Genomic DNA, 22098 nt, shown 5'->3' with positions numbered 1-22098 from the left:
CAACGAGCGCCACGCTGGCTTCGTGTCGCGATGAGCGGCGCGTTCGGCTGACTCCGCTCATCGCCTGCTGCTGATCTGCTGCTTGCTTGTTACCTGTCTGCTACCTACCGCCGGCGAGCGCCGGCGGCTGACTCACTACTACATGAAGCGTCGCGCTTACTGGCAGGCTTCGCACTCTTCGAAGCCAGGATCGCCAGGACGCATCATGCACACGGGACCATCCGCTTCCGGCGCGGCATCGACTGCTGCCGCAGCCGATGCCTGGAAGCCACCCGTCACACCCGACGAACCCACACCGCCGCCGACACCGAAGCCACCCGCTGCGCCACCCGCACCACCCGCGCCGCCATCGCTCGAAGGCACTGCGTTCAGCGCGCCGTGAGCGACCGTCGACTTCTCGACGTGCGTCGCCGCCATCGTGCGGAGGTAGTACGTCGTCTTCAGACCACGCAGCCATGCGAGCTTGTAGACCTCGTCGAGCTTCTTACCTGACGCGCCTGCCATGTAGATGTTCAGCGACTGCGCCTGGTCGATCCACTTCTGACGGCGCGACGCCGCTTCGACCAGCCACGTTGCATCGACTTCAAACGCGGTCGCGTAGATCGCGCGCAGGTCGCCCGGCACGCGGTCGATGCGCGACAGCGAGCCGTCGAAGTACTTCAGGTCGGCGACCATCACTTCGTCCCACAGGCCGCGCGCCTTCAGGTCACGCACGAGGTAGTCGTTCACCACCGTGAATTCGCCCGACAGGTTCGACTTCACATACAGGTTCTGGAACGTCGGCTCGATACATGCAGACACGCCGATGATGTTCGAGATCGTCGCCGTCGGCGCGATCGCGACGCAGTTCGAGTTGCGCATGCCGTGCGTCGAGATGCGCGAGCGCAGCGACGCCCAGTCCATCGATTCGCTCGAATCCACTTCGATGTAGCCGCCGCGCGCTTCCTCGAGCAGCTTCAGCGTGTCCTGCGGGAGGATGCCGCGATCCCACAGCGAACCGCGGTAGGTCGCGTAACGGCCGCGCTCTTCCGCCAGTTCCGTCGACGCCCAGTATGCGTAGTAGCAGACGGCTTCCATCGAACGGTCGGCGAACTCGACGGCTTCCTGCGATGCGTACGGCGTGCGCAGCACGTGCAGGCAATCCTGGAAGCCCATGATGCCCATGCCCACCGGGCGGTGCTTCAGGTTCGAGTTACGCGCCTTCGCGACCGCGTAGTAGTTGATGTCGATCACGTTGTCGAGCATGCGCATCGCGACGCTGATCGTGCGCTTCAGCTTGTCGTGGTCGAGCACAACCGTGCCGTCCGCCTGCTCCTTCAGGTGCGCGACGAGGTTCACCGAGCCGAGGTTGCAGACGGCGATTTCGGTGTCGCTCGTGTTCAGCGTGATTTCCGTGCACAGGTTCGACGAGTGGACGACGCCGACGTGCTGCTGCGGCGAGCGCACATTGCACGGATCCTTGAACGTGATCCACGGATGGCCCGTTTCGAACAGCATGCCGAGCATCTTGCGCCACAGTTGCGCCGCCGGGATCTTCTTGAACAGCTTGATCTCGCCGCGCGCCGCTTTCTCTTCGTAAGCCGTGTAGGCCTTCTCGAAGTCCGCGCCGAACAGGTCGTGCAGGTCCGGGCAGGTGGACGGCGAGAACAGCGTCCAGTCGCCGCCTTCGTGAACGCGCTTCATGAACAGATCGGGAATCCAGTTCGCCGTGTTCATGTCGTGCGTGCGGCGACGGTCGTCACCCGTGTTCTTGCGCAGCTCGAGGAATTCTTCGATGTCGAGGTGCCACGATTCCAGGTACGCGCATACCGCGCCCTTGCGCTTGCCGCCCTGGTTCACGGCGACAGCCGTGTCGTTGACGACCTTCAGGAACGGCACGACGCCTTGGGACTTGCCGTTGGTGCCCTTGATGTGCGAGCCGAGCGCACGCACACGCGTCCAGTCGTTGCCCAGACCGCCGGCGAACTTCGACAGCAGCGCGTTTTCCTTCAGCGCTTCGTAGATGCCGTCGAGGTCGTCGTCGACCGTCGTCAGGTAGCACGACGACAGTTGCGAACGGCGCGTGCCCGAGTTGAACAGCGTGGGCGTCGACGACATGAAGTCGAACGACGACAGCACGTTGTAGAACTCGATCGCGCGCGCTTCGCGGTCGATCTCGTTCAGCGACAGACCCATCGCGACACGCATAAAGAATGCCTGCGGCATTTCGATACGCACGCCGTCGCTATGCAGGAAGTAGCGGTCATACAGCGTTTGCAGACCGAGGTAGCCGAACTGCAGGTCGCGGTTTGCGTCGAGGGCAGCGCCCAGGCGCGTCAGGTCGAACTGCAGCAGCTTTTCGTCGAGCAGTTCGGCGTTCACACCGCGCTTGATGAAGAGCGGGAAGTATTCAGCGTAACGCTCGCCCATTTCGGCTTGCGTGACTTCGTCTTCGAGGATCTCGCGGCGGATCGTGTGCAGCAGGATGCGAGCCGTGACCTGGCTGTACGCCGGGTCCTTTTCGATCATCGTGCGCGCAGCGAGGATGGCCGAGTCGTAGACCTGGGTCATCGGTACGCCGTCGTACAGGTTCTTGATCGTTTCCGTGACGATCGGCTCGGCGCTCACTGCGTCGCCCAGATTCGCACAGGCGGATTCGATGATGCCGCGCAGCGCTGCCATATCGAGCGGACGCGTGATGCCGTTGTCGGTCACGTTCAGACCAGACGCGCCTGCGGGCACTTCCGCCTCATGGCCGCGCTCCTGGCTGCGCTTCTCGCGGTACAGCACGTAAGCACGCGCGACGTTGTGCTCGCCCGTGCGCATCAGCGCGAGTTCGACCTGATCCTGAATGTCTTCGATATGGAACGTGCCGCCGTTCGGACGGCTGCGCACCAGTGCGCGCACGACGTTCTGCGTGAGTTGCTCGACCAGTTCGCGAACGCGTGCCGACGCTGCGCCCTGACCACCGTTGACGGCCAGAAATGCCTTCGTCACAGCGATGGCGATTTTCGACGGCTCGAACGACACCACGCTGCCATTGCGACGGATCACCTTGTAGTCGGCGTAGTTCGTCTGCGGCGCGAGCGCTGCGGCGCCCTGTGCGAGCGCTTCGGGGCGGCCAGCGGGTGCGCCTTCGAACCGGGTCGTCACGTTGTCGGTGGTTTGCATGTGCAAAGCTCCTGGTCTTGGAATAGTGCGGAGTTACCGCGGATTAGTACAAACGCTGCGCCACCCCGGACGCATGCGATGAGGGTGAAGAAGAGGAACAGCGGGAACCTTGAAACAGAGAGGCCGGATGCGACAGATCCGTCGGGACGTACTTCAACGTTGTGTGTGTCGCGATCACTTGGCTGTGCCTTTTCTTCGAATTTGCCAGCGCACCGGTTGTCGTAACTGGTTGCGCCGCATCAGATTTTTCAGTGCCGGTAATGCTGACGGCGCCATGCTCATGGAGCGGGGCGCCGCCTGACAAACACTACATCTTGTGCAAAAACTGATTAACGGCACGAAGTATAGTGTACTGAACCGTGATCGCAAATTCTTTTATTTGGTCTGACGATCTTGACTTTTGCGATGCCCGCGTCGGAAAAAGCTGTCGGGGAAATGATGTGCGCTCACAGCGCGCTTGCGCTGTCTGTTGGATACCGCGCAGAAAAAGTCACGCGCTTACGGGGTTATCGGCGCGCGCGTCGACGGATGCAGATAGGGGAAGTACTGATCGGCGAGCGCGGTGTCGCGCTGCAGACGCGGCCAGTCGAAGTGCGGACCGGGATCGGTCTTGCGGCCCGGCGCGATGTCGGAGTGACCCGCGAGCGCCTCGATCGCGTAGTGCGCGGCGAGTGCCTGCACGAGCGGCGCGAGCGTCTCGTATTGCGCCGCTTCGAACGCCGATGCGTCGCTGCCTTCGAGCTCGATGCCGATCGAAAAGTCGTTGCAGCGCTCGCGCCCGAAGAAGCTGGATGCGCCCGCATGCCACGCACGCTCGTCGCACGATACGTACTGCTCGAGCACGCCGTCGCGATGGATCACGAAATGCGCGGACACCCGCACGTCGCGCAGATGCGCGTCGTAGTACGGATGCGCGTCGCAATCGAGACGGTTGAGGAAGAGATCCGTAATGCCCGTGCCGCCGAATTCGTTCGGCGGCAGGCTGATGTTGTGAACGACGATCAGCGTAGGACGTGCGCCGTTCGGTCGCACCTCGAAATTCGGCGACGGCAGCTTGCGCGCTTCGTTGACCCAGCCATTTGCATCGACGGTGAAACGCGCGGTGGCGTGTGCCGTCATCGCGCGTCGCGGCCCGTCGGGCGGGTGGCGTAACGCTGCGCGTGATCGTGCGAGCAGAACGTCTGGCCCGCGACGAGCACGGAATCGCTCTTCGGCGCATGCACGCCGCATTGGGCGCAACGGATCATCGGTTCGGCGAGCTGGGGAGCGGGCTTGCCGTTCGCACTACCGCTCGCTTGACCATTCGCACGCGCGCCCGTGCGCGCGTTGGCGCTGGCGTCGCCGCCCGCACCCGTGCGCGCCGACGTGCGCGATGCGTCGGCGCGACGCAGCGCTTTCACCAGCCACTGGCCAACGATGAACAACAGAATCAGCAGAAAAATTTGTCGCATGACACTCAGACCACAGGACGGTGCAACAGCACCTCGAAGACAAAACGGCTGCCGACATACGCGAGCAGCAGCGCGACGAACGACGCGAGCACCCAGCGCAATGCCGCGCGGCCGCGCCAGCCCGACACCTTGCGCGCTGTCAGCAGCGCGCCGAACATGACCCACGACAGCAGCGCGAACACAGTCTTGTGATCGAGCTGCAGCGCGCGGTCGAGCAGTTGTTCGTTGAACAGCATGCCCGAGACCAGCGTCAGCGTGAGCAGCACGAAGCCCGCGCCGATCAGACGGAACAGCAGCGTCTCCAGCGTGAGCAGCGGCGGCAACGTGTCGAGCCAGCTCGACAGCCAGCCGTTGTTGCTCGCGGCACTCTGACGCGCAAGCCCACCGCCGCGCATCGCGTGCAGACGCCGCTCGACGAGCAGCATCAACACCGCATGCAGCGCGGCGATCACGAACAGACCATAGGCGACGTTCGCGATCAGGAAGTGCAGCTTGAACAGCGGATCGGCTGCGTACGACAGCACGTGCACGCCGTTGAACACGAGCGGCAGCACCGACGCGATGCACGCGAGCGGCAGTACGAGCAGACGCAGGCCGTCGAGCGGGAAAAAGAAACTCTCGATCCAGTAGATGCCCGCGCCCAGCCAGAACATCGCGGACAGCGCGAACGCGAAGCCGAACACCATCGCGTCGTGCGGGAAAATCGTGGTGTGCAGCAGCACGCCATGCGCGAGCAGCGCGACGAGCAGCACGATGCGCGTCGTCATCGACATGCCGGCGGAGGCGGCCGCCAGCCCTCGCCCGCCCGCGGGCAGCGGCGCAGCGGGAGACAGCGGCGACACGCTCTCGAGCAGCGGTGCAGCCGCCGCCTGCCGGTGCGCGCGCCAGCCCGCGACGGCGAGACCGCCGTACAGGAGCGCAGTGAGGGCATACAGTACAATATCCATATTCGAAGTTTACACCAGGCCCTCCAAAGTCCGCCGCTGTCGCGCGGTGACGGAGCCGGCCGCACTGCTGATCGCCCCCCATGCTCGACAACCTCACTCAACGGATGGCGCGCGTCGTCAAGACGCTGCGCGGCGAAGCCCGGCTCACCGAGGCGAATACCCAGGAGATGCTGCGCGAAGTGCGCCTCGCACTCCTCGAAGCGGACGTGGCGCTGCCCGTCGTGCGCGACTTCATCGCGAAGGTGAAGGAAAAGGCGCTCGGCGAGGAAGTGATCGCCAGCCTGTCCCCGGGTCAGGCGCTGGTCGGCGTCGTGCAGCGCGAGCTGACGGCCGTGATCGGCGGCGACTACGAAGGCAAGGCCGCCGAACTGGATCTCGCCGTCACGCCGCCCGCCATTATCCTGATGGCCGGCCTGCAGGGCGCGGGTAAGACGACCACGGTCGGCAAGCTCGCGAAGCTGCTGCGCGAGAAGTACAAGAAGAAAGTGCTGACAGTGTCGTGCGACGTGTACCGCCCCGCCGCTATCGCGCAGTTGAAGACGGTGACCGAACAGGTCGGCGCCGACTTCTTCCCGTCGCAGCCGGACCAGAAGCCCGTCGATATCGCGCGCGCCGCCGTCGACTGGGCCAAGCGCCACTATCACGACGTTCTGCTCGTCGACACGGCCGGCCGTCTCGGTATCGACGAAGCGATGATGAACGAGATCACCGCGCTGCATAAGGAACTGAATCCGGCCGAAACGCTGTTCGTCGTCGACGCAATGCTCGGCCAGGATGCCGTGAACACCGCCAAGGCGTTCAATGACGCGCTGCCGCTCACGGGCGTCGTGCTGACCAAGCTCGACGGCGATTCGCGCGGCGGCGCGGCACTGTCCGTGCGTCACGTGACGGGCAAGCCGATCAAGTTCGTCGGCGTCGCGGAAAAGCTCGACGGCCTCGAAGTCTTCTACCCGGACCGCATGGCGAACCGGATTCTCGGCATGGGCGACATTCTCGCGCTCGTCGAGGAAGCGCAGCGCGGCGTCGACGTGCAAGCCGCGCAGAAGCTCGCCGACAAGGTCAAGAAAGGCGGCGATTTCGATCTGAACGATTTCCGCGCGCAGCTTTCGCAGATGAAGAAGATGGGCGGTCTGTCGTCGCTGATGGACAAGCTGCCCGCGCAGTTCCAGCAGGCCGCGTCGAATGCCGACATGGGCCAGGCTGAAAAGCAGATGCGCCGCATGGAAGGCATCATCAACTCGATGACCGCGAAGGAACGCGCGAAGCCCGATCTGATCAAGGCGACGCGCAAGCGCCGCATCGCCGCGGGTGCGGGCGTGCAGGTGCAGGAAGTCAACCGCTTGCTGAATCAGTACGACCAGATGCGCACGATGATGAAAAAGCTCAAGGGCGGCAATCTGCAAAAGATGATGCGCGGCATGAAGGGCATGTTGCCGGGCATGCGCTAATCCTTGCCGGCCGTTGTTCGCTCGCCGCCAAATGCGAGCGCGCGGCGGCCACCACGGCCCGGCACGTATGCCGAACCAAGGCGCGGGTATATGCTGTAGCGCGCAGGGTCGTTGTCTTTCACACTATGTATACAGTTACCGTCCGTCAGACGTCATGAATCGCGAAGAAGCTCTCCACATTTTCAGTCACTCCGAAGAAATCGTTTCGGCCAGCAACGTCAACGCCTCCATCAGCCACATGGCCGACGCGATCCGCGCCGAAATGGCCGAAGAGTTTCCGCTCGTGTTGTCGGTGATGGGTGGCGCGGCGGTGTTCACGGGCATGCTGCTGCCGCACCTCGATTTCCCGCTCGAATTCGACTACATCCACCTCACCCGCTATCGCAACGCGATCAAGGGCAGCGCCGAGATGCAATGGCGTGTCGCGCCTTCGGGTTCGGTGAAGGACCGCGTCGTCCTCGTGCTCGACGACATCCTCGATGAAGGCGAGACGATGGCCGCGATCCGCGACCGCATCATGGATATGGGCGCGAAGCGCTTCATGAGCGCGGTGCTGTGCGAGAAGATCCTTCAGAAGGCGAAGCCGCTGCACCCGGATTTCTGTGGTTTCGAAGTGCCGGACCGCTACGTGTTCGGCTGCGGGATGGATGCGAAGGGCTACTGGCGCAATCTGCCGACTATCCGCGCGCTGACGGAAGGCGCCTGACCCTTTCCCTTGCGCCGCACATAAAAAAAGCGACCTCCCGAGGTCGCTTTTTTGTTGCTTCGATCAACTGCTATTTGTCGAGCTGATGCACGAAAGTGCGGATGCCGCCGAGCATCATCTCCACTGAAATCGCGACGAGCACGAGACCCATCAGCCGCTCGAACGCCATCACCGTGCGCTCGCCGAGCCATTGCTGGATGCGCTCCGCGAGCACCAGCACGATCGCGCAGACGATCATCGTCACCGTCAGCGCCGCCACCCATTCGAACATCTTGTTCGGCGCCTGCGATGTCAGCAGCATCACCGTCGCCAGCGCCGACGGACCGGCGAGCGCGGGAATCGCGAGCGGCACGATCATCGGCTCGGCGGTGCGCGTGTCCGCGCCAAACGGGCCGTCGGGATGCGGAAAGATCATCCGCAGCGCGATCAGGAACAGCACGATCCCGCCGCCGATGCGCAATGACAGATCCGTCAGGCTCATCATCCGCAGAAAGCGGTCGCCGACGAGCATGAAGACCAGCAGGATCACGAACGCGATGGCGACTTCACGCAGAATCACGCGGATGCGCCGGTGAGGCGCAACACCCCGCAGGCAGTTGATGAAGAGCGGGATGTTGCCGAGTGGATCGGTGATGAGAATCAGCAGGATGGTCGCGGACAGGAAGTTGTACTCCACCGTCCGCTCCGATCAGCGCGCGAGCGCTGCGTTGATCTTGTCGATCACGGCCTGCGCCACGTCTTCGACGGGCAACAGCGTGGCTTCCGCGTCGCGGCGGCCCTGATACTCGATCTTGCCGTCCTTGAGACCACGATCGCCGATCACGAGACGATGCGGCACGCCAATCAGTTCCCAGTCCGCGAACATCACGCCCGGACGCTCGCCGCGATCGTCGAGAATCACGTCGATGCCCGCTGCCGTCAGTTCGTCGTGCAGCTTGTCCGCCTGCTCACGCACGGCGTCGCTGCGGTCGTAACCCATCGGGCACAGCACGACTTCGAACGGCGCGATCGATTCCGGCCAGATGATGCCCTTGTCGTCGAAGTTCTGCTCGATCGCCGCGCCGAGAATACGCGTGACACCGATGCCGTAGCAGCCCATTTGCATCGGCTGCGGTTTGCCGGATTCGTCGAGGCACGTCGCGTTCATCGCTTCCGAATACTTGGTGCCGAGCTGGAACACATGGCCGACTTCGATGCCGCGGCAGATGTCGATCACACCCTTGCCGTCCGGCGACGGATCGCCCTTCTTCACGTTGCGGATGTCCGCGACGACAGGCTCGGGCAGATCGCGGCCCCAGTTGACGCCCGTCGTGTGGAAATCGACTTCGTTCGTGCCGACCACGAAGTCGCTCATGTTCGCGACCGTGCGGTCCGCGATCACCTTGATCGGCTTCTTCGTATTCAGCGGCCCGAGGTAGCCCGGCGGCGTGCCGAACCACTCGACAATTTCTTCTTCCGTCGCGAAGCGGAACTCGGCGAGACCCGGCAGCTTGTTGACCTTGATCTCGTTCAGATCGTGGTCGCCGCGCAGCATCAGCAGCCAGATGGTCGGCTCGGCGCCTTCGTTTTCGGTGGCGAGGATGATCGACTTGATGGTGCGTTCGAGCGGAATGTCCAGGTACTCGGCGACGGCTTCGCACTTGGCCTTGCCCGGCGTCGGCGTCTTCTTTAGCGCTTCCTTCGGCGCGGCGCGTTCCGCGATCAGCGGCAGCGCTTCAGCCGCTTCGACGTTGGACGCGAAGTCCGACGTCGGGCAGTAAGCGATGTCGTCTTCGCCCGTATCGGCCATCACATGGAACTCATGCGAGCCGCTGCCGCCGATCGAGCCGTTGTCCGCTGCAACCGCGCGGAAATCGAGGCCGAGGCGCGTGAAAATGCGCACATACGCGTCGTACATCTTGCGATACGACTCTTGCAGGCCGTCCATGTCCTTATCGAACGAATACGCGTCCTTCATGATGAATTCGCGGCCGCGCATCACGCCGAAACGCGGACGGATTTCGTCGCGGAACTTCGTCTGGATCTGATAGAAGTTCACGGGCAACTGACGGTAGCTCTTGATCTGGTTGCGCGCGATGTCCGTCACGACTTCTTCGTGCGTCGGTCCGATCACGAAGTCAGTCTGCTTGCGGTCCTTGAAGCGCAACAGTTCGGGACCATATTTTTCCCAGCGGCCCGATTCCTGCCACAGTTCCGCCGGCTGCACAGCCGGCATCAGCAGTTCGATCGCGCCTGCCCGGTTCATTTCCTCGCGCACGATCGCTTCCACCTTGCGGATCGAACGCAGGCCAATTGGCAGATAGTTGTAGATGCCGCCAGCGACGCGCCGGATCATGCCGGCACGCACCATGAGCTTGTGACTGACGATTTCCGCGTCGGCGGGCGCTTCCTTCAGGGTGCCAATAAAGAATCGGGAGGCTTTCATTCAGAATTTTCCAAAAGCGGCGGACCAAAGTGGCCGCCCGAAAGGGTAAGACGATGGGTTCGCGCGCCTGAGCGCCTGGTCATGCCGGCGCACACAGGGACAGGCCGAAAAGCGATTGTCGCATGCACGAGCACTTGTCCGACGACGCGCCCAAAGCGCCGGAAAGCGGCTTTCGAGGCGTTGGACGAGGCTTGTTGCGGGCAATCGCGCCAATCTGGTGCGAGGCGGTGCGTCAGACCCGTTATCTGTTTATAATCAAAGCAATTTTAAAGGATTCGAAGGTGGTTGTATGCTGGATCGTGAAGGCTTTCGCCCGAACGTCGGCATCATCCTCTTGAACGCGCACAACGAGGTGTTTTGGGGCAAGCGTCTGCGTGAACATTCCTGGCAGTTTCCGCAAGGGGGCATCAAGTATGGTGAGACCCCCGTGCAGGCGATGTTCAGGGAATTGCACGAAGAAACCGGCCTGCTTCCGGAGCACGTCAAGGTTATCGGTCGCACGCGTGACTGGTTGCGTTATGAGGTGCCTGACAAGTTCATCAAGCGTGAGGTCCGCGGGCACTACCGCGGCCAGAAGCAGATCTGGTTCTTGCTCCGGATGGTTGGACGCGATTGCGACATTTGTTTGCGCGCGTCCGATCACCCCGAGTTCGATGCCTGGCGCTGGAACGAGTACTGGGTGCCGCTCGACTGTGTGATCGAGTTCAAGCGGGATGTGTATCAGCTGGCGTTAACGGAATTGTCCCGTTTCCTGCGGCGTCCTGCGCCGCGCACGGAACGGCCCGGTGGACATCATCACGGGCAGCGCTATCCACGGATGGCGTCGTCGGTGAATGCACCGCCTGGGGCGTCGATGGAGTCCGCAGCGTCCATGACGACCGTCACGACGACATTTGTAGTCGAGACGACGCTGCGTGCGACAATCGGGTCTGACTGTTCGTCGACCGAAGACCCGGCGGCCGTTCAGGCACCGGGTCTGCGCGATTGACGCTAAGCGGCTGTCCACGCCGCATCTGCCGGCGCGGCGTGTGACACGCTGCGCCGGCGTTTCGAGGAAATCACATTGAAAGTATTTGCTTTCGCCGCGGCGTGTGTCGCCGCGGGCGTTCTGCTGGCTGGCTGTTCGAGCACCAAGAGTTCCACGCCGTCTGACGCTTCCACGTCCGAGGGACCCAAGAGCGACTTTCAGTATCTGTTCGACCGGCCGTCGACGTGGACCGAAAAGAAAGTCGATACGCTCCCGGTCATGCCGCAGCCCAGCGATCTGCTGCCGTTCAACGTTTCGCAGAACACACCGCTGCAGTTCGCGCTCGATGCAAAATCGCTGACGGTCGACAGCGACGGCGTAATTCGCTACACGGTGGTCATTACGAGCCCGAGCGGCGCGCGCAACGTGAACTACGAAGGGATTCGCTGCGAAGACTACTCGTGGAAGCTGTACGCGGGACTCAACGCCGATCACGACGGCTGGGACCGTACGGTCGAAAACGACTGGGCGCGCATCGAAAACGGCGATCTGAACGCTTATCACGCGGCGCTCTATCAGGACTATTTCTGCACGAGCAAGCTGCCCGTCGGCAAGGCGGATGTGATCGTGAACAACATCAGGTACAAGCGCGTGAACAGCACGTTGATTCGCGGAAGCTGACACGACGGGTCTATCATCTGCGCGCGGAAGGCCTCGCGGCTTGATGCAGGCACAACAAAAAGCCGTTCCATCTTGCGATGGGACGGCTTTTTTTGTAGGCCTCGCGGACGGGAGCGCTTCTAGATGAGCACCAGATTGTCCCGATGGATGAGTTCGGGCTCCAGCATGTAACCCAACACCGATTCGATCTCACCGCTCGGACGACGCTGGATCAGCTTCGTCTCCGCGCTGCTGTAGTTCGTCAGCCCGCGCGCGACCTCGCGCCCCGACGGGCTCAGACACGCGATCACCTCGCCGCGCGCGAACGCGCCCTGCACGCCGACCACGCCGATCGGCAGCAGACTCTTGCCGCCTTCCGTGAGCTTTTCGACGGCGCCGTCGTCGATCACCACATGCCCGCGTACCTGAAGATGGTCTGCCATCCATTGTTTGCGCGCGGCAATGCGAGCCGTGCGCGCGATCAACTGTGTGCCGATCGCCTCGCCCGATGCGAGCCGGGCGAGCACGTCCGCCTCTCGACCGCTTGCGATCACCGTGTTCGCGCCGCTATGAGCCGCGCGCTTCGCTGCGAGAATTTTCGTCAACATGCCGCCGCGGCCAAGGCTCGAGCCCGCGCCGCCCGCCATTGCCTCGAGTTCCGGCAAGCCCGCATCGGCCTGCTGGACGAGCGTCGCGCTCGGATCCTTGCGCGGGTCCGCGGTGAAGAGACCTTGCTGGTCGGTCAGGATGATCAGCGCGTCGCCTTCGATCAGATTCGCGACCAGCGCACCGAGCGTGTCGTTGTCGCCGAACTTGATTTCGTCGGTGACGACGGTGTCGTTTTCGTTGATGATCGGCACCACGCCGAGACGCAGCAACGTCAGCAGCGTGGAGCGCGCGTTCAGATAGCGTTCGCGATCGGCCAGGTCGGCGTGCGTCAGCAGGATTTGCGCGGTGCGAATGGAATGCTCGGCGAATCGACTTTCATAGACCTGCGCCAGCCCCATCTGGCCTACGGCGGCGGCTGCCTGCAGTTCGTCGATTTCACGCGGACGCTTCGTCCAACCGAGGCGCTGCATGCCCTCGGCGATTGCGCCCGAGCTGACGAGCACAACTTCCTTGCCCTGCTCGCGCAGCGCGGCAATCTGCGCGGCCCAGCGGCCAATTGCCGTGTGATCGAGTCCGCGCCCGTCATTCGTGACGAGGCTCGAACCGACTTTCACTACCAATCGCCTGGAATCTGCGATAACGGAACGCATTGTGCGCGGCCTCCAAGATGATTCGTAAGGCCGGCGCATGCTGGGAGTGCGCCGGCATCCAGTGTAAGGCTTACTCCTGCGGCTCGACGGGTGCGCCTGCGGTGCCGCCCGCCTGCCCTTCCCGGAAGCGCACGTCAGCGGCCAGATCTTCGGCCTCCGCCGCGCGATGTGCATCCGAATGCTCGGAGATGTAGTCGTACACCGCGTAGCAGAGGTTTTCGCAGCCTTGGCCCGTGAGCGCCGAGATTTCGAAGACCGGGCCATCCCATTCGAAGTCCTTCAGGAACTTGGCCACGCGCGCTTCGCGCTCGTCTTCAGGAACCATGTCGAGCTTGTTCAGCACGAGCCAGCGAGGCTTGCCGAACAGCTCTTCGTCGTACTTGCGCAGCTCGTTGACGATCGCCTTCGCTTCCGCGACGGGATCGACCGCGTCGTCAAACGGCGCGAGATCGACGATGTGCAGCAGCAAGCCCGTGCGCTGCAAGTGCCGCAGGAATTGATGACCAAGACCAGCGCCTTCCGCCGCGCCTTCGATCAGGCCTGGAATGTCGGCAATCACGAAGCTGCGGCTCGGCCCGACGCGAACCACGCCGAGATTCGGCGCGAGCGTGGTGAACGGATAATCGGCGATTTTCGGCTTCGCGTTCGACACCGACGAGATAAACGTCGACTTGCCTGCGTTCGGCATGCCGAGCAAACCGACGTCGGCGAGCACCTTCAATTCGAGGCGCACCATGCGGCGCTCGCCCGGCTTGCCTTCCGTCTTCTGACGCGGCGCGCGATTCGTACTGGACTTGAAGTGCAGGTTGCCGAGGCCACCCGAGCCGCCCTGCGCGATCTGCACCGTCTGGTTGTGCTCGGTGAGGTCGGCGATCAACTCGCCCGTATCCATGTCCGTGATGATCGTGCCGACGGGCATGCGCAACGTGATGTCGTCGCCGCCCTTGCCATAGCAATCCGAGCCACGGCCGTTTTCGCCGTTGCGCGCCTGATGCTTTTTCGCGTACCGGTAGTCGATCAGCGTGTTGATGTTGCGGTCTGCGACTGCAAAAACGCTGCCGCCACGGCCGCCATCGCCGCCGTCCGGACCGCCGAACGGGACGAATTTCTCGCGGCGCATCGACGCGCTGCCATCTCCTCCGTCGCCGGCGATGACTTCAATTCTCGCTTCGTCAATGAACTTCATGCGTTACTCCGTCCCGTAGGTATTGCTATTTTGCCGCGCGTGACGCGCGCGCACCATTGGCCAAACGGCCAGTTTGAGTCTGATTCTTGTCCCATCGCGACAACGACATGCCGCGACGATGCAGGTCCGCGAACAGAAGTCCGAAAAGCCTGCAAACAAAAAGGCCCCGCAAACTTCGCGGGGCCTTTTTTCCGGTCCTGAAGCCCGTGCCTGACTAAGCTCAGACAGCAGCCGGGACGACGTTGACCAGATGCTTCTTGCCGGCGCCCTTCGTCGTGAACTTGACGTGGCCGTCCGTCAGCGCGAACAAGGTGTGGTCCTTGCCGATGCCGACGTTTTCGCCCGGGTGCATACGCGTGCCGCGTTGACGCACGATGATGCCGCCAGCCAGGATCGCCTGACCGCCGTACACTTTCACGCCAAGTCGTTTCGACTCGGAGTCGCGGCCGTTCCGGGACGATCCGCCTGCCTTTTTGTGTGCCATTTGTTAGCTCCTTGCCCGATGCGCTTACGCGTTGATCGCGTCGATGCGCAGTTCGGTGTAGTTCTGGCGGTGGCCGCCATGCTTCTGGTAGTGCTTCCGGCGGCGCATCTTGAAGATGGTCACTTTCTTGTGACGACCTTGAGACACGACGGTAGCTTTGACGGAAGCCCCACTGACCAGCGGCGTACCGAACTTAATCGATTCGCCTTCGCCCACTGCGAGAACCTGGTCGAGCGTGATTTCAGCGTCAATGTCTGCCGGTATCTGTTCTACTTTAAGTTTTTCGCCGACAGCAACTTTATACTGCTTGCCGCCGGTTTTTATGACCGCGTACATTGAAAACCTCACTCTGGATTCATTTTCCCCACGCACCACGCGCGGAAACCCTCGATTATACATAGAGTTAGCTGCGCGGTCAAAATCAGTTGACAACGACCGCGATCGCCCGTCCCGTGCGCGACAAATGCAGGCGATCCATCCGCAAACGGGTCAAAACGGCCATGAACAAATGGTGTCCGGCGCGGAAATGCCGCAGTTCGCCTTATAATTCGCGGCACTACCCGAATTCGCCACCATGTCGTCAACCGCCACCCCCACCCCCAACGCAGCAAATCTGCTCGCTCCGATCGCCGAAGACATGCAGCAGGTGAATCGCGTCATCCGGCACCGTCTGGCGTCCGAGGTGATGCTGATCAACCAGATCTCCGAGTACATCATCAGTGCCGGAGGCAAGCGCCTGCGGCCTGCGCTGCTGTTGCTCGTGGCGGGTGCGCTCGGCGACAGGACGGGGTATCGGCACGAACTGGCGGCCGTCGTCGAGTTCATCCATACAGCCACGCTGCTGCACGACGACGTCGTCGACGAATCCGATCTACGCCGTGGCCGTCAGACGGCGAATGCGCTGTTCGGCAACGCGGCAAGCGTGCTGGTCGGCGACTTTCTGTATTCCCGCTCGTTCCAGATGATGGTCGGCGTGGGCAAGATGCGCGTGATGGAGATTCTTTCGGAAGCGACCAACATCATTTCCGAAGGCGAAGTCCTGCAGCTGTTGAACATGCACGACGCCGACGTCGACGAAGCGCGCTACATGCAGGTGATCCGCTACAAGACGGCGAAGCTGTTCGAGGCGGCGGCCCAGTTGGGCGCTGTGCTGGCGGGCGCGGACGCGACCACGGAAGCGGCCGCAGCAGAATTCGGCCGGCGTATCGGCACGGCATTCCAGATCATGGACGACTGGCTCGACTACACCGGCACGCCGGAATCGATGGGCAAGAACGCTGGCGACGATCTGCGTGAAGGCAAGCCTACACTGCCGCTCATCTATCTGATCGAACGCGGCACGCCCGAGCAAGCGGCGCTTGCGCGCGAGGCGATTGAACAAGGCGGCACCGACCGATTCGACGAGATTTTCGAAGCGATCACGCGCTCCGGCGCGCTGGATCACACGCTCGATTGCGCGAAGCAGGAAGCGCAGGCCGCAGTTGCAGCAATTTCTTCGTTTCCCGATTCCATTTACAAAGAAAGCCTGCTAGAATTATGTTCTTACTCGACGACGAGGCAGTCTTAATCAAGACTAAAACGTCAAAGTAGTCTGATTCGAGTGATTGCAGTACCAAATCGGGGTGTAGCTTAGCCTGGTAGAGCGCTACGTTCGGGACGTAGAGGCCGGAGGTTCGAATCCTCTCACCCCGACCAGATTCTGAAAAAACCGCGCATTGCGCGGTTTTTTTTCGTCTGTCGTACGGACAAGGTCAATCGCGTGCTGCCGCGCATTGAAAGGCTGCGCGAGATTTCAAGCTGTCCGTCCGCCCACTGAGGGCTCCCAGACCCTCTGCTATATTCTCCCCATCCCCTCCCCTACTCTTATTCACGTCGCGTGGAACAACTTCCCTTATGGGCGCAAATAGGCGCCGTCGTCCTGCTTCTCATCTGCTCCAGCTTCTTTGCCATTTCCGAGACAGCGATGATGGCGATCAACCGCCATCGCCTGAAACATCTCGCGACCAAGGGTGCGCTCGGCGCGAAGACCACTCAAGGCCTGCTCGCGCGCACGGATGAACTGCTGAGCACCGTCCTGATCGGCAACAACCTATTCAACACGATCATCCCAGTGCTGACCACGTCGATCGCGCTGCACACATTCGGCAGCAATAACCTCGTGCTGTCGATCGCGACGGGTATCGTCGCGTTTCTCATCATCGTGTTCGCCGAAATCACGCCGAAGATCGTTGGCGCGACGTTCCCGGAAAAGATCGCGCTTCCCGCCAGCCTGCTGATCGCGCCGCTCATGCGCGTGTCGAAGCCGCTGATCTGGTTCGTGAACCTGTTCGCGAACGGCATCTTGCGCGTGCTTCATATCAATACCAAGGGCGCGCACGACCAGCGGCTGTCGACGGAAGAACTGCGCACCATCGTGCTCGAGTCCGGCAGCTTCATGCCGACCAAGCACCGCAGCATTCTGCTGAACCTGTTCGACCTCGAAAACATCACCGTCGACGACGTGATGATCCCGCGCCGCCGTATCGAAGCACTCGATTTCGACGCGCCATTCGAGCAGATCCTGCATCAGCTCGAAACCTGCTATCACAACAAGCTGATCGTCTATCAAGGCGATTTCGACCGCGTGCTCGGCGTGCTCCACGTGCGCAAGACGCTGTCCGCCCTGCACAACCAGGAACTGGAACGCGACACGCTGCGCGAACTGCTCGCGGAGCCGTACTTCGTGCCGACGGGCACGCCCGTTTTCCAGCAGCTCCAGTTCTTTCAGGAAAGCCGTCATCGCACTGCGCTCGTCGTCGATGAGTACGGCGAACTGCAGGGGCTCGTGACACCCGAGGACATCATCGAGGAACTGATCGGCGAATTCACGACGTCCGTGCCGCGTAGCGCCAGTTCGCGCGGCGGCTGGAACGAGGAAGGTGAATGCATCGTCGCGGGCAGCATGCCGCTGCGCGAGTTGAACCGCTGGCTGCAACTGAAGTTGCCGACGGACGGTCCGAAAACGCTGAACGGATTGATCCTGGAAGTTCTCGAAGAAATTCCGGAAGGCGATGTCTGCGTAAAGATTAACGACATCAAAATCGAAGTAATGCGCAGCGACGATCAGGCAATCAGAACAGTTAAGATTTTTCGCCCCGGTCCCGCGCCGGGGTCGAAGATCAAGCGGCTTGTCGGCCGCTGACCGCGCACCTGGCCCACACCTGGCCATTCGGCTGAATAGCGGCCCCTAGCGCGATACCGGATGATCAAGCCGTCATGTTTTACAGGCGGCTCGCAGCCGGGTTTCCATGCGCACTTCTTCCAACACCGCAGCACCCTCGCCCAACGTCGCCGCGAACAGGCCTGCGCTTCAACCCGCCACGCCTGACGCGGACAGCCCGCCTGCAGTACGCCTGCTCGCCGATACGCTGCAGGAAGCCGCGCGCGTCAACGCATCCGATCTGCACATCGAACCGATGGAGCACGGCTGGAGGATGCGTCTGCGCGTCGACGGCGTGTTGCATGAACTCGCGCGGCCACCCGCGCATCTGCGCGATGCGTTCATCACGCGCGTGAAAGTGCTGGCGCGCGTGGATATCGCCGAGCGGCGCGTGCCGCAGGACGGCCGCTTGCGCCTGCCTATCGCGGCGGGTCGCGTCGAAGACTATCGCGTGAACTCACTGCCTACGCTGTTCGGCGAAAAACTCGTGCTGCGGCGGCTCGAAGCGCTGCCCGCCGATCTCTCGCTCGATTCGCTCGGACTCGCACCCGGACAGCGCGACATCGTGGACCGGTCGATCCACTCGCCCCATGGGCTCGTGCTCGTCACGGGTCCGACGGGCAGCGGCAAGACGATGTCGCTGTACTGCTTCCTGCAACTGCTGAATGCCGAGTCGCGCAATCTCTGTTCGGTCGAAGATCCAGCCGAAATCCAGCTTGCGGGCATCAACCAGGTCAGCGTGCGCGAAAAGGCCGGGTTGACGTTTGCCGTCGCGCTGCGCGCGTTCTTGCGTCAGGACCCGGACGTCATCATGGTCGGAGAAATCCGCGACGAAGAGACAGCCGACGTCGCCGTCAAGGCAGCGCAAACAGGACACCTCGTCCTGTCGACGCTGCATACGAACGATGCACCTGCGGCCATCGCGCGTCTGATCGACATCGGCGTCGAGCCCTACAACCTCGCGGCCGCATTGCGACTCGTCACGGCGCAGCGGCTCGTACGGCGTCTGTGCCCTGGATGCAGACAAGCTGCGTTGGAAACGCCCACTTCGCTACGCGCGGCCGGCGTGTCCGACGATCAGATCGCGCACTGGCGCCCCTACATTCCACAGGGATGCGAAGCGTGTCATGGGATCGGCTTTCGCGGACGCGTCGGCGTTCATCAAACCATGCCGGTTTCGGACGCGATGCGCGAACTCATCGTCGCGCGCGCCGGTACGCATGAGATCGCGCGGCAGGCACACGTCGAGCGCGTGCGGACCTTGCGCGAAGCCGCGCTAGCCCGCGCATTCGACGGCACGACAAGCCTCGCCGAAGCATTGAGCGCAACGGAGGTCGCATGACGGCTACGACCATGCAGGAACAGCGTTTCGAGTGGCGAGCGTTCGACGCGCAAGGAGTGCGTCGGCGCGGAACGGTAATCGCGCCGGATCTCCCGACGGCGCGCGCGTTGCTGAAACAGGACGCGCTCTATGCCGTCGAATGGACTGCGCACGGCGCAGCGCCTCAGCCCAAAGTACGCGCCGCCGACGTTACGTTGTTCACTCGCCAGTTATCGAGTCTGCTGCGCGCGGGCTTGCCGCTTGCGCCATCGCTCGAACTGTTGGCGCATGCATCATCGAATGACCACGCGCGAACCAAAGGCATGCCGCGCATCGTGCACGCATTGGCACGTGACATCACCGCGGGCTTGGGCTTTTCGTCGGCGCTTGCCCGTCACCCGGCGCAGTTCGGCGCGCTGTACTGCCAGCTGGTCGAGGTCGGCGAGGCGTCGGGCGCGCTGTCGACCGTCCTTGCACGGCTCGCCGACGACCGCGAGCGCGCCGCCGCCCAGCGCGCGAAAGTGCGGGCCGCGCTCACCTACCCCGTCGCGATCCTGCTGCTCGCGCTCGCCATCACAGCCGCGCTGCTCGTGTGGGTCGTCCCGACGTTCAAGCAGATCTTCGACGGCTTCGGCGCAAAGCTGCCCGCGCCAACGCAACTCGTACTCGCGATGTCCGCCGCGGCTGGACGCTGGAGCGTGCCGCTCGCCTCGCTCGCATGCGTGCTCGTATTCGCGATGCGCCGCGTGCTGCGGCGCTCGGAAGCGGCTCGTCTGCAGTTCGCCCGCGCGACGCTGCGTCTGCCCGTCGCCGGTTCGCTGCTCACGACGCTGTGCGCGGCGCGCTGGAGCCGTGCGCTCGGCACGTTGCTGTCGGCCGGCACGCCGCTCGCCGACGCATTCGATTCGCTCACGCATGCAACGGGCAACGCTTGGTTCGATCGCGCGACCGTCGCGATCTCAGCGCAGCTTAGACGCGGCGTGCGGCTCGCGCCCGCGATGCGCGAAGCGCAATGTTTCCCCGAAGAAATCGTGCAACCCGTCGCCATCGCCGAGGAGTCGGGCACGCTGGATACGATGCTGCTCGATGTGGCGTCGCTGAGCGATCGTCAGGTAGACGAAAAGATCGCGGGCCTCGCGAGCCTGTGCGAGCCGCTCGTGATCGTCGTGCTGGGTGGGCTGGTCGGCGGTCTGGCCGTCGCGATGTATCTTCCCATCATCCAACTTGGCAACGTGGTGTAGTAGCATCGCAGCCGAATCCAGACAATCGATCATGCCGACCACGCTCACGTCCGTGTCAGAACCTTCCTTCAGCGGCCCGCTCGTCCGTTTCGCGGACAGCCTCGGCGCGGCCTTCGGCATGCTGCCGGCGGGCGCGCAGATCGCATTCGTGATTGCGTTCGGTCTGGTGATCGGCAGCTTCCTGAACGTCGTCGTGCACCGCTTGCCGATCATGCTCGAGCGCGCATGGCGCGCCGAAGTGAGCGAAGCGACGGACCACGCATTCGATGAAGACGGCCTGCCCGGGCGCTACAACCTCTGGTTGCCGCGCAGCGCATGTCCACATTGCGGCCACGTGCTGCGCGCGTGGGAGAACGTCCCGGTGCTCAGCTATCTTCTGTTGCGCGGCCGCTGCTCGCACTGCAAGACGCACGTGAGCTTTCGATATCCGCTACTCGAACTGTCGAGCGCGGCCTTGGCCTTGGGCGCGCTCATCTCCTTTGGCGCAACGGGCACGGCGCTCGCTGCGTTCGCCCTGTGCGCGACATTGCTGGCAATGAGCGCGATCGATATCGACACACACCTGTTACCGGACTCGATGACCTTGCCGTTGCTCTGGGCCGGCCTCATCGTCAATTTCAATACCGTGTTCGCGAGCCTGCACGATGCTGTGATAGGCGCGATTGCAGGCTACCTCGCGCTGTGGTGCGTGCATTGGGTGTTCAAGATCGTGCGAGGCGTCGAAGGCATGGGTTACGGCGACTTCAAGCTGCTCGCCGCGCTCGGCGCGTGGCTCGGTTGGGCTGCGCTGCCGCAGATCATTCTGATTGCCGCCGTGACGGGCGCCGTCGTCGGGCTGGTCGCGACATGGATCGGGCGCATGCGTTTCGAAGAGCCGCTGCCCTTCGGTCCATTCCTCGCAGCAGGCGGCGCCGTGACGCTGTTCGTCGGCACGCCGCTTTACATGGCTTTGGGAGGCTGACGCATGTTTGCTGTTGGATTGACGGGCGGCATCGGCAGCGGCAAGTCCACGGTTGCCGATCTGTTCGCAAAACGCGGCGTGACGCTCGTCGATACCGACGTGATCGCGCATCGCATTACCGCGCCGCGGGGTCTCGCCATGCCGTCCATCGCGACGGAGTTCGGTCCGTCGTTCGTTACCTCAGACGGCTCGCTCGATCGCGCCCGTATGCGCGCGCTGGTTTTCAGCGACGAGAACGCGCGCAAGCGGCTCGAAGCGATCACGCATCCTTTGATCCGCGCGGAGACAGAGCGTCAGCGTCAACGGGCGCCGGGACCTTATGTGATCGTCGTCGTGCCGCTGCTCGTCGAATCAGGTAGCTGGAAAACGCGTGTGAATCGCGTGCTGGCCGTCGATTGCAGCGTCGAGACGCAGATCGCGCGCGTCATTCGCCGCAATGCGTTCACGCGCGAACAGGTACTCGCGATCATCGCGCGCCAGGCCACGCGCGAAGCGCGCCTCGCCGCCGCTGACGATGTAATCGTCAACGACAACCGATCGCTCGAAGAACTCGACGTTGACGTCGATCAGCTTCATCGCACGTATGTTTCGCTCGCGGGTGCCTAAGCCGTGAGCGATTCTGTGCATTGTCGGTAGCGTGCGCGCATGTTGTCGGGAACAGCATCTACGCGCAACGAATGCGCGTAATACCGC

General features: G+C 62.9%; 20 protein-coding genes and 1 tRNA gene. 11 read left to right on the top strand and 10 right to left on the bottom strand.

The genetic code is table 11. The features are described 5' to 3' along the window. Positions 1-156 precede the first annotated feature (156 nt). The 4 genes from SB822_RS35625 to SB822_RS35610 all read right to left on the bottom strand — a co-directional run bounded on the left by SB822_RS35625 (position 157) and on the right by SB822_RS35610 (position 5548). The gene (locus tag SB822_RS35625; protein WP_410856741.1) at positions 157-3150 is read right to left on the bottom strand and encodes a ribonucleoside-diphosphate reductase subunit alpha; all 2994 of its coding nucleotides are present in this window, start codon (positions 3148-3150) and stop codon (positions 157-159) included. Between the two features lie 498 nt (positions 3151-3648). After that, positions 3649-4269 carry a 1,6-anhydro-N-acetylmuramyl-L-alanine amidase AmpD gene (ampD, locus tag SB822_RS35620; protein ID WP_079498878.1) on the bottom strand — a complete coding sequence of 207 codons (621 nt, stop codon included), beginning with the start codon at positions 4267-4269 and terminating at the stop codon, positions 3649-3651. Continuing rightward, on the bottom strand, positions 4266-4601 hold the full coding sequence (locus SB822_RS35615) for a PP0621 family protein (protein WP_079498876.1): 336 nt from the start codon (positions 4599-4601) through the stop codon (positions 4266-4268). Before SB822_RS35615 ends, ampD begins: the two co-directional genes overlap by 4 nt. Positions 4602-4606: 5 nt before the next feature. Further along, entirely contained in the window at positions 4607-5548 is a 942-nt protein-coding gene (locus SB822_RS35610; RefSeq protein ID WP_079498874.1) for an inner membrane protein YpjD, read from the bottom strand. Positions 5549-5628: 80 nt separating this feature from the next. Between SB822_RS35610 and ffh the strand changes: the two genes are divergently transcribed. Next, entirely contained in the window at positions 5629-6996 is a 1368-nt protein-coding gene (ffh, locus tag SB822_RS35605; protein WP_007747190.1) for a signal recognition particle protein, read from the top strand. A 154-nt stretch (positions 6997-7150) separates the two neighbouring features. Next, positions 7151-7702: a hypoxanthine-guanine phosphoribosyltransferase gene (locus SB822_RS35600; RefSeq protein ID WP_410856740.1), complete on the top strand. Its 552-nt coding sequence runs from the start codon at positions 7151-7153 to the stop codon at positions 7700-7702. 70 nt (positions 7703-7772) lie between these two features. On the opposite strand, the gene SB822_RS35595 is transcribed toward SB822_RS35600, so the two are convergent. Both SB822_RS35595 and SB822_RS35590 read right to left on the bottom strand, forming a co-directional pair. Beyond that, positions 7773-8378 (bottom strand): MarC family protein, encoded by a 606-nt coding sequence (locus SB822_RS35595; protein WP_007747181.1) that lies wholly within the window; start codon positions 8376-8378, stop codon positions 7773-7775. Between the two features lie 12 nt (positions 8379-8390). Continuing rightward, a complete protein-coding gene (locus tag SB822_RS35590; protein ID WP_007747178.1) occupies positions 8391-10127 on the bottom strand; it encodes a proline--tRNA ligase in 1737 nt (578 codons plus the stop codon). Between the two features lie 289 nt (positions 10128-10416). Here SB822_RS35590 and SB822_RS35585 point away from each other — a divergent pair, with 289 nt between their 5' ends. Then, positions 10417-11115, top strand: a complete 699-nt coding sequence (locus SB822_RS35585) for an RNA pyrophosphohydrolase (RefSeq protein WP_007747175.1) — start codon at positions 10417-10419, stop codon at positions 11113-11115. A gap of 75 nt (positions 11116-11190) precedes the next feature. Continuing rightward, entirely contained in the window at positions 11191-11775 is a 585-nt protein-coding gene (locus SB822_RS35580) for a CNP1-like family protein (protein ID WP_079498870.1), read from the top strand. A gap of 119 nt (positions 11776-11894) precedes the next feature. Here SB822_RS35580 and proB read toward each other — a convergent pair whose 3' ends face one another. From proB to rplU, 4 genes are all read right to left on the bottom strand, one after another. Then, positions 11895-13013: a glutamate 5-kinase gene (gene proB / locus SB822_RS35575; protein WP_079498868.1), complete on the bottom strand. Its 1119-nt coding sequence runs from the start codon at positions 13011-13013 to the stop codon at positions 11895-11897. A gap of 70 nt (positions 13014-13083) precedes the next feature. Beyond that, the gene (cgtA, locus tag SB822_RS35570) at positions 13084-14199 is read right to left on the bottom strand and encodes an Obg family GTPase CgtA (RefSeq protein ID WP_007747165.1); all 1116 of its coding nucleotides are present in this window, start codon (positions 14197-14199) and stop codon (positions 13084-13086) included. A 220-nt stretch (positions 14200-14419) separates the two neighbouring features. After that, the gene (gene rpmA / locus SB822_RS35565; protein WP_007747163.1) at positions 14420-14683 is read right to left on the bottom strand and encodes a 50S ribosomal protein L27; all 264 of its coding nucleotides are present in this window, start codon (positions 14681-14683) and stop codon (positions 14420-14422) included. A 24-nt stretch (positions 14684-14707) separates the two neighbouring features. Then, positions 14708-15019: a 50S ribosomal protein L21 gene (gene rplU / locus SB822_RS35560; protein ID WP_007747161.1), complete on the bottom strand. Its 312-nt coding sequence runs from the start codon at positions 15017-15019 to the stop codon at positions 14708-14710. Between the two features lie 238 nt (positions 15020-15257). On the opposite strand from rplU, the gene SB822_RS35555 reads away from it, so the two are divergent. From SB822_RS35555 to coaE, 7 genes are all read left to right on the top strand, one after another. Continuing rightward, the gene (locus tag SB822_RS35555; RefSeq protein ID WP_007747159.1) at positions 15258-16250 is read left to right on the top strand and encodes a polyprenyl synthetase family protein; all 993 of its coding nucleotides are present in this window, start codon (positions 15258-15260) and stop codon (positions 16248-16250) included. A 51-nt stretch (positions 16251-16301) separates the two neighbouring features. After that, positions 16302-16378, top strand: a tRNA-Pro gene (locus SB822_RS35550). 181 nt (positions 16379-16559) lie between these two features. Continuing rightward, on the top strand, positions 16560-17864 hold the full coding sequence (locus SB822_RS35545) for an HlyC/CorC family transporter (protein ID WP_009771048.1): 1305 nt from the start codon (positions 16560-16562) through the stop codon (positions 17862-17864). Positions 17865-17970: 106 nt separating this feature from the next. Beyond that, positions 17971-19224 (top strand): GspE/PulE family protein, encoded by a 1254-nt coding sequence (locus SB822_RS35540; protein WP_410856739.1) that lies wholly within the window; start codon positions 17971-17973, stop codon positions 19222-19224. Further along, positions 19221-20444, top strand: a complete 1224-nt coding sequence (locus SB822_RS35535) for a type II secretion system F family protein (protein WP_079498860.1) — start codon at positions 19221-19223, stop codon at positions 20442-20444. Before SB822_RS35540 ends, SB822_RS35535 begins: the two co-directional genes overlap by 4 nt. Positions 20445-20475: 31 nt before the next feature. Beyond that, the gene (locus SB822_RS35530; RefSeq protein ID WP_410856738.1) at positions 20476-21405 is read left to right on the top strand and encodes a prepilin peptidase; all 930 of its coding nucleotides are present in this window, start codon (positions 20476-20478) and stop codon (positions 21403-21405) included. Between the two features lie 3 nt (positions 21406-21408). Next, positions 21409-22011: a dephospho-CoA kinase gene (gene coaE, locus SB822_RS35525; RefSeq protein WP_410856737.1), complete on the top strand. Its 603-nt coding sequence runs from the start codon at positions 21409-21411 to the stop codon at positions 22009-22011. Positions 22012-22098: the final 87 nt, after the last annotated feature.

The sequence above is a fragment of the Paraburkholderia sp. SIMBA_054 genome, assembly GCF_046534875.1.
Taxonomy (GTDB): Bacteria; Pseudomonadota; Gammaproteobacteria; order Burkholderiales; family Burkholderiaceae; genus Paraburkholderia; species Paraburkholderia hospita.
Note: the sequence above shows the minus strand (reverse complement) of the source record. Positions and strands in the feature narration are given on the sequence as shown.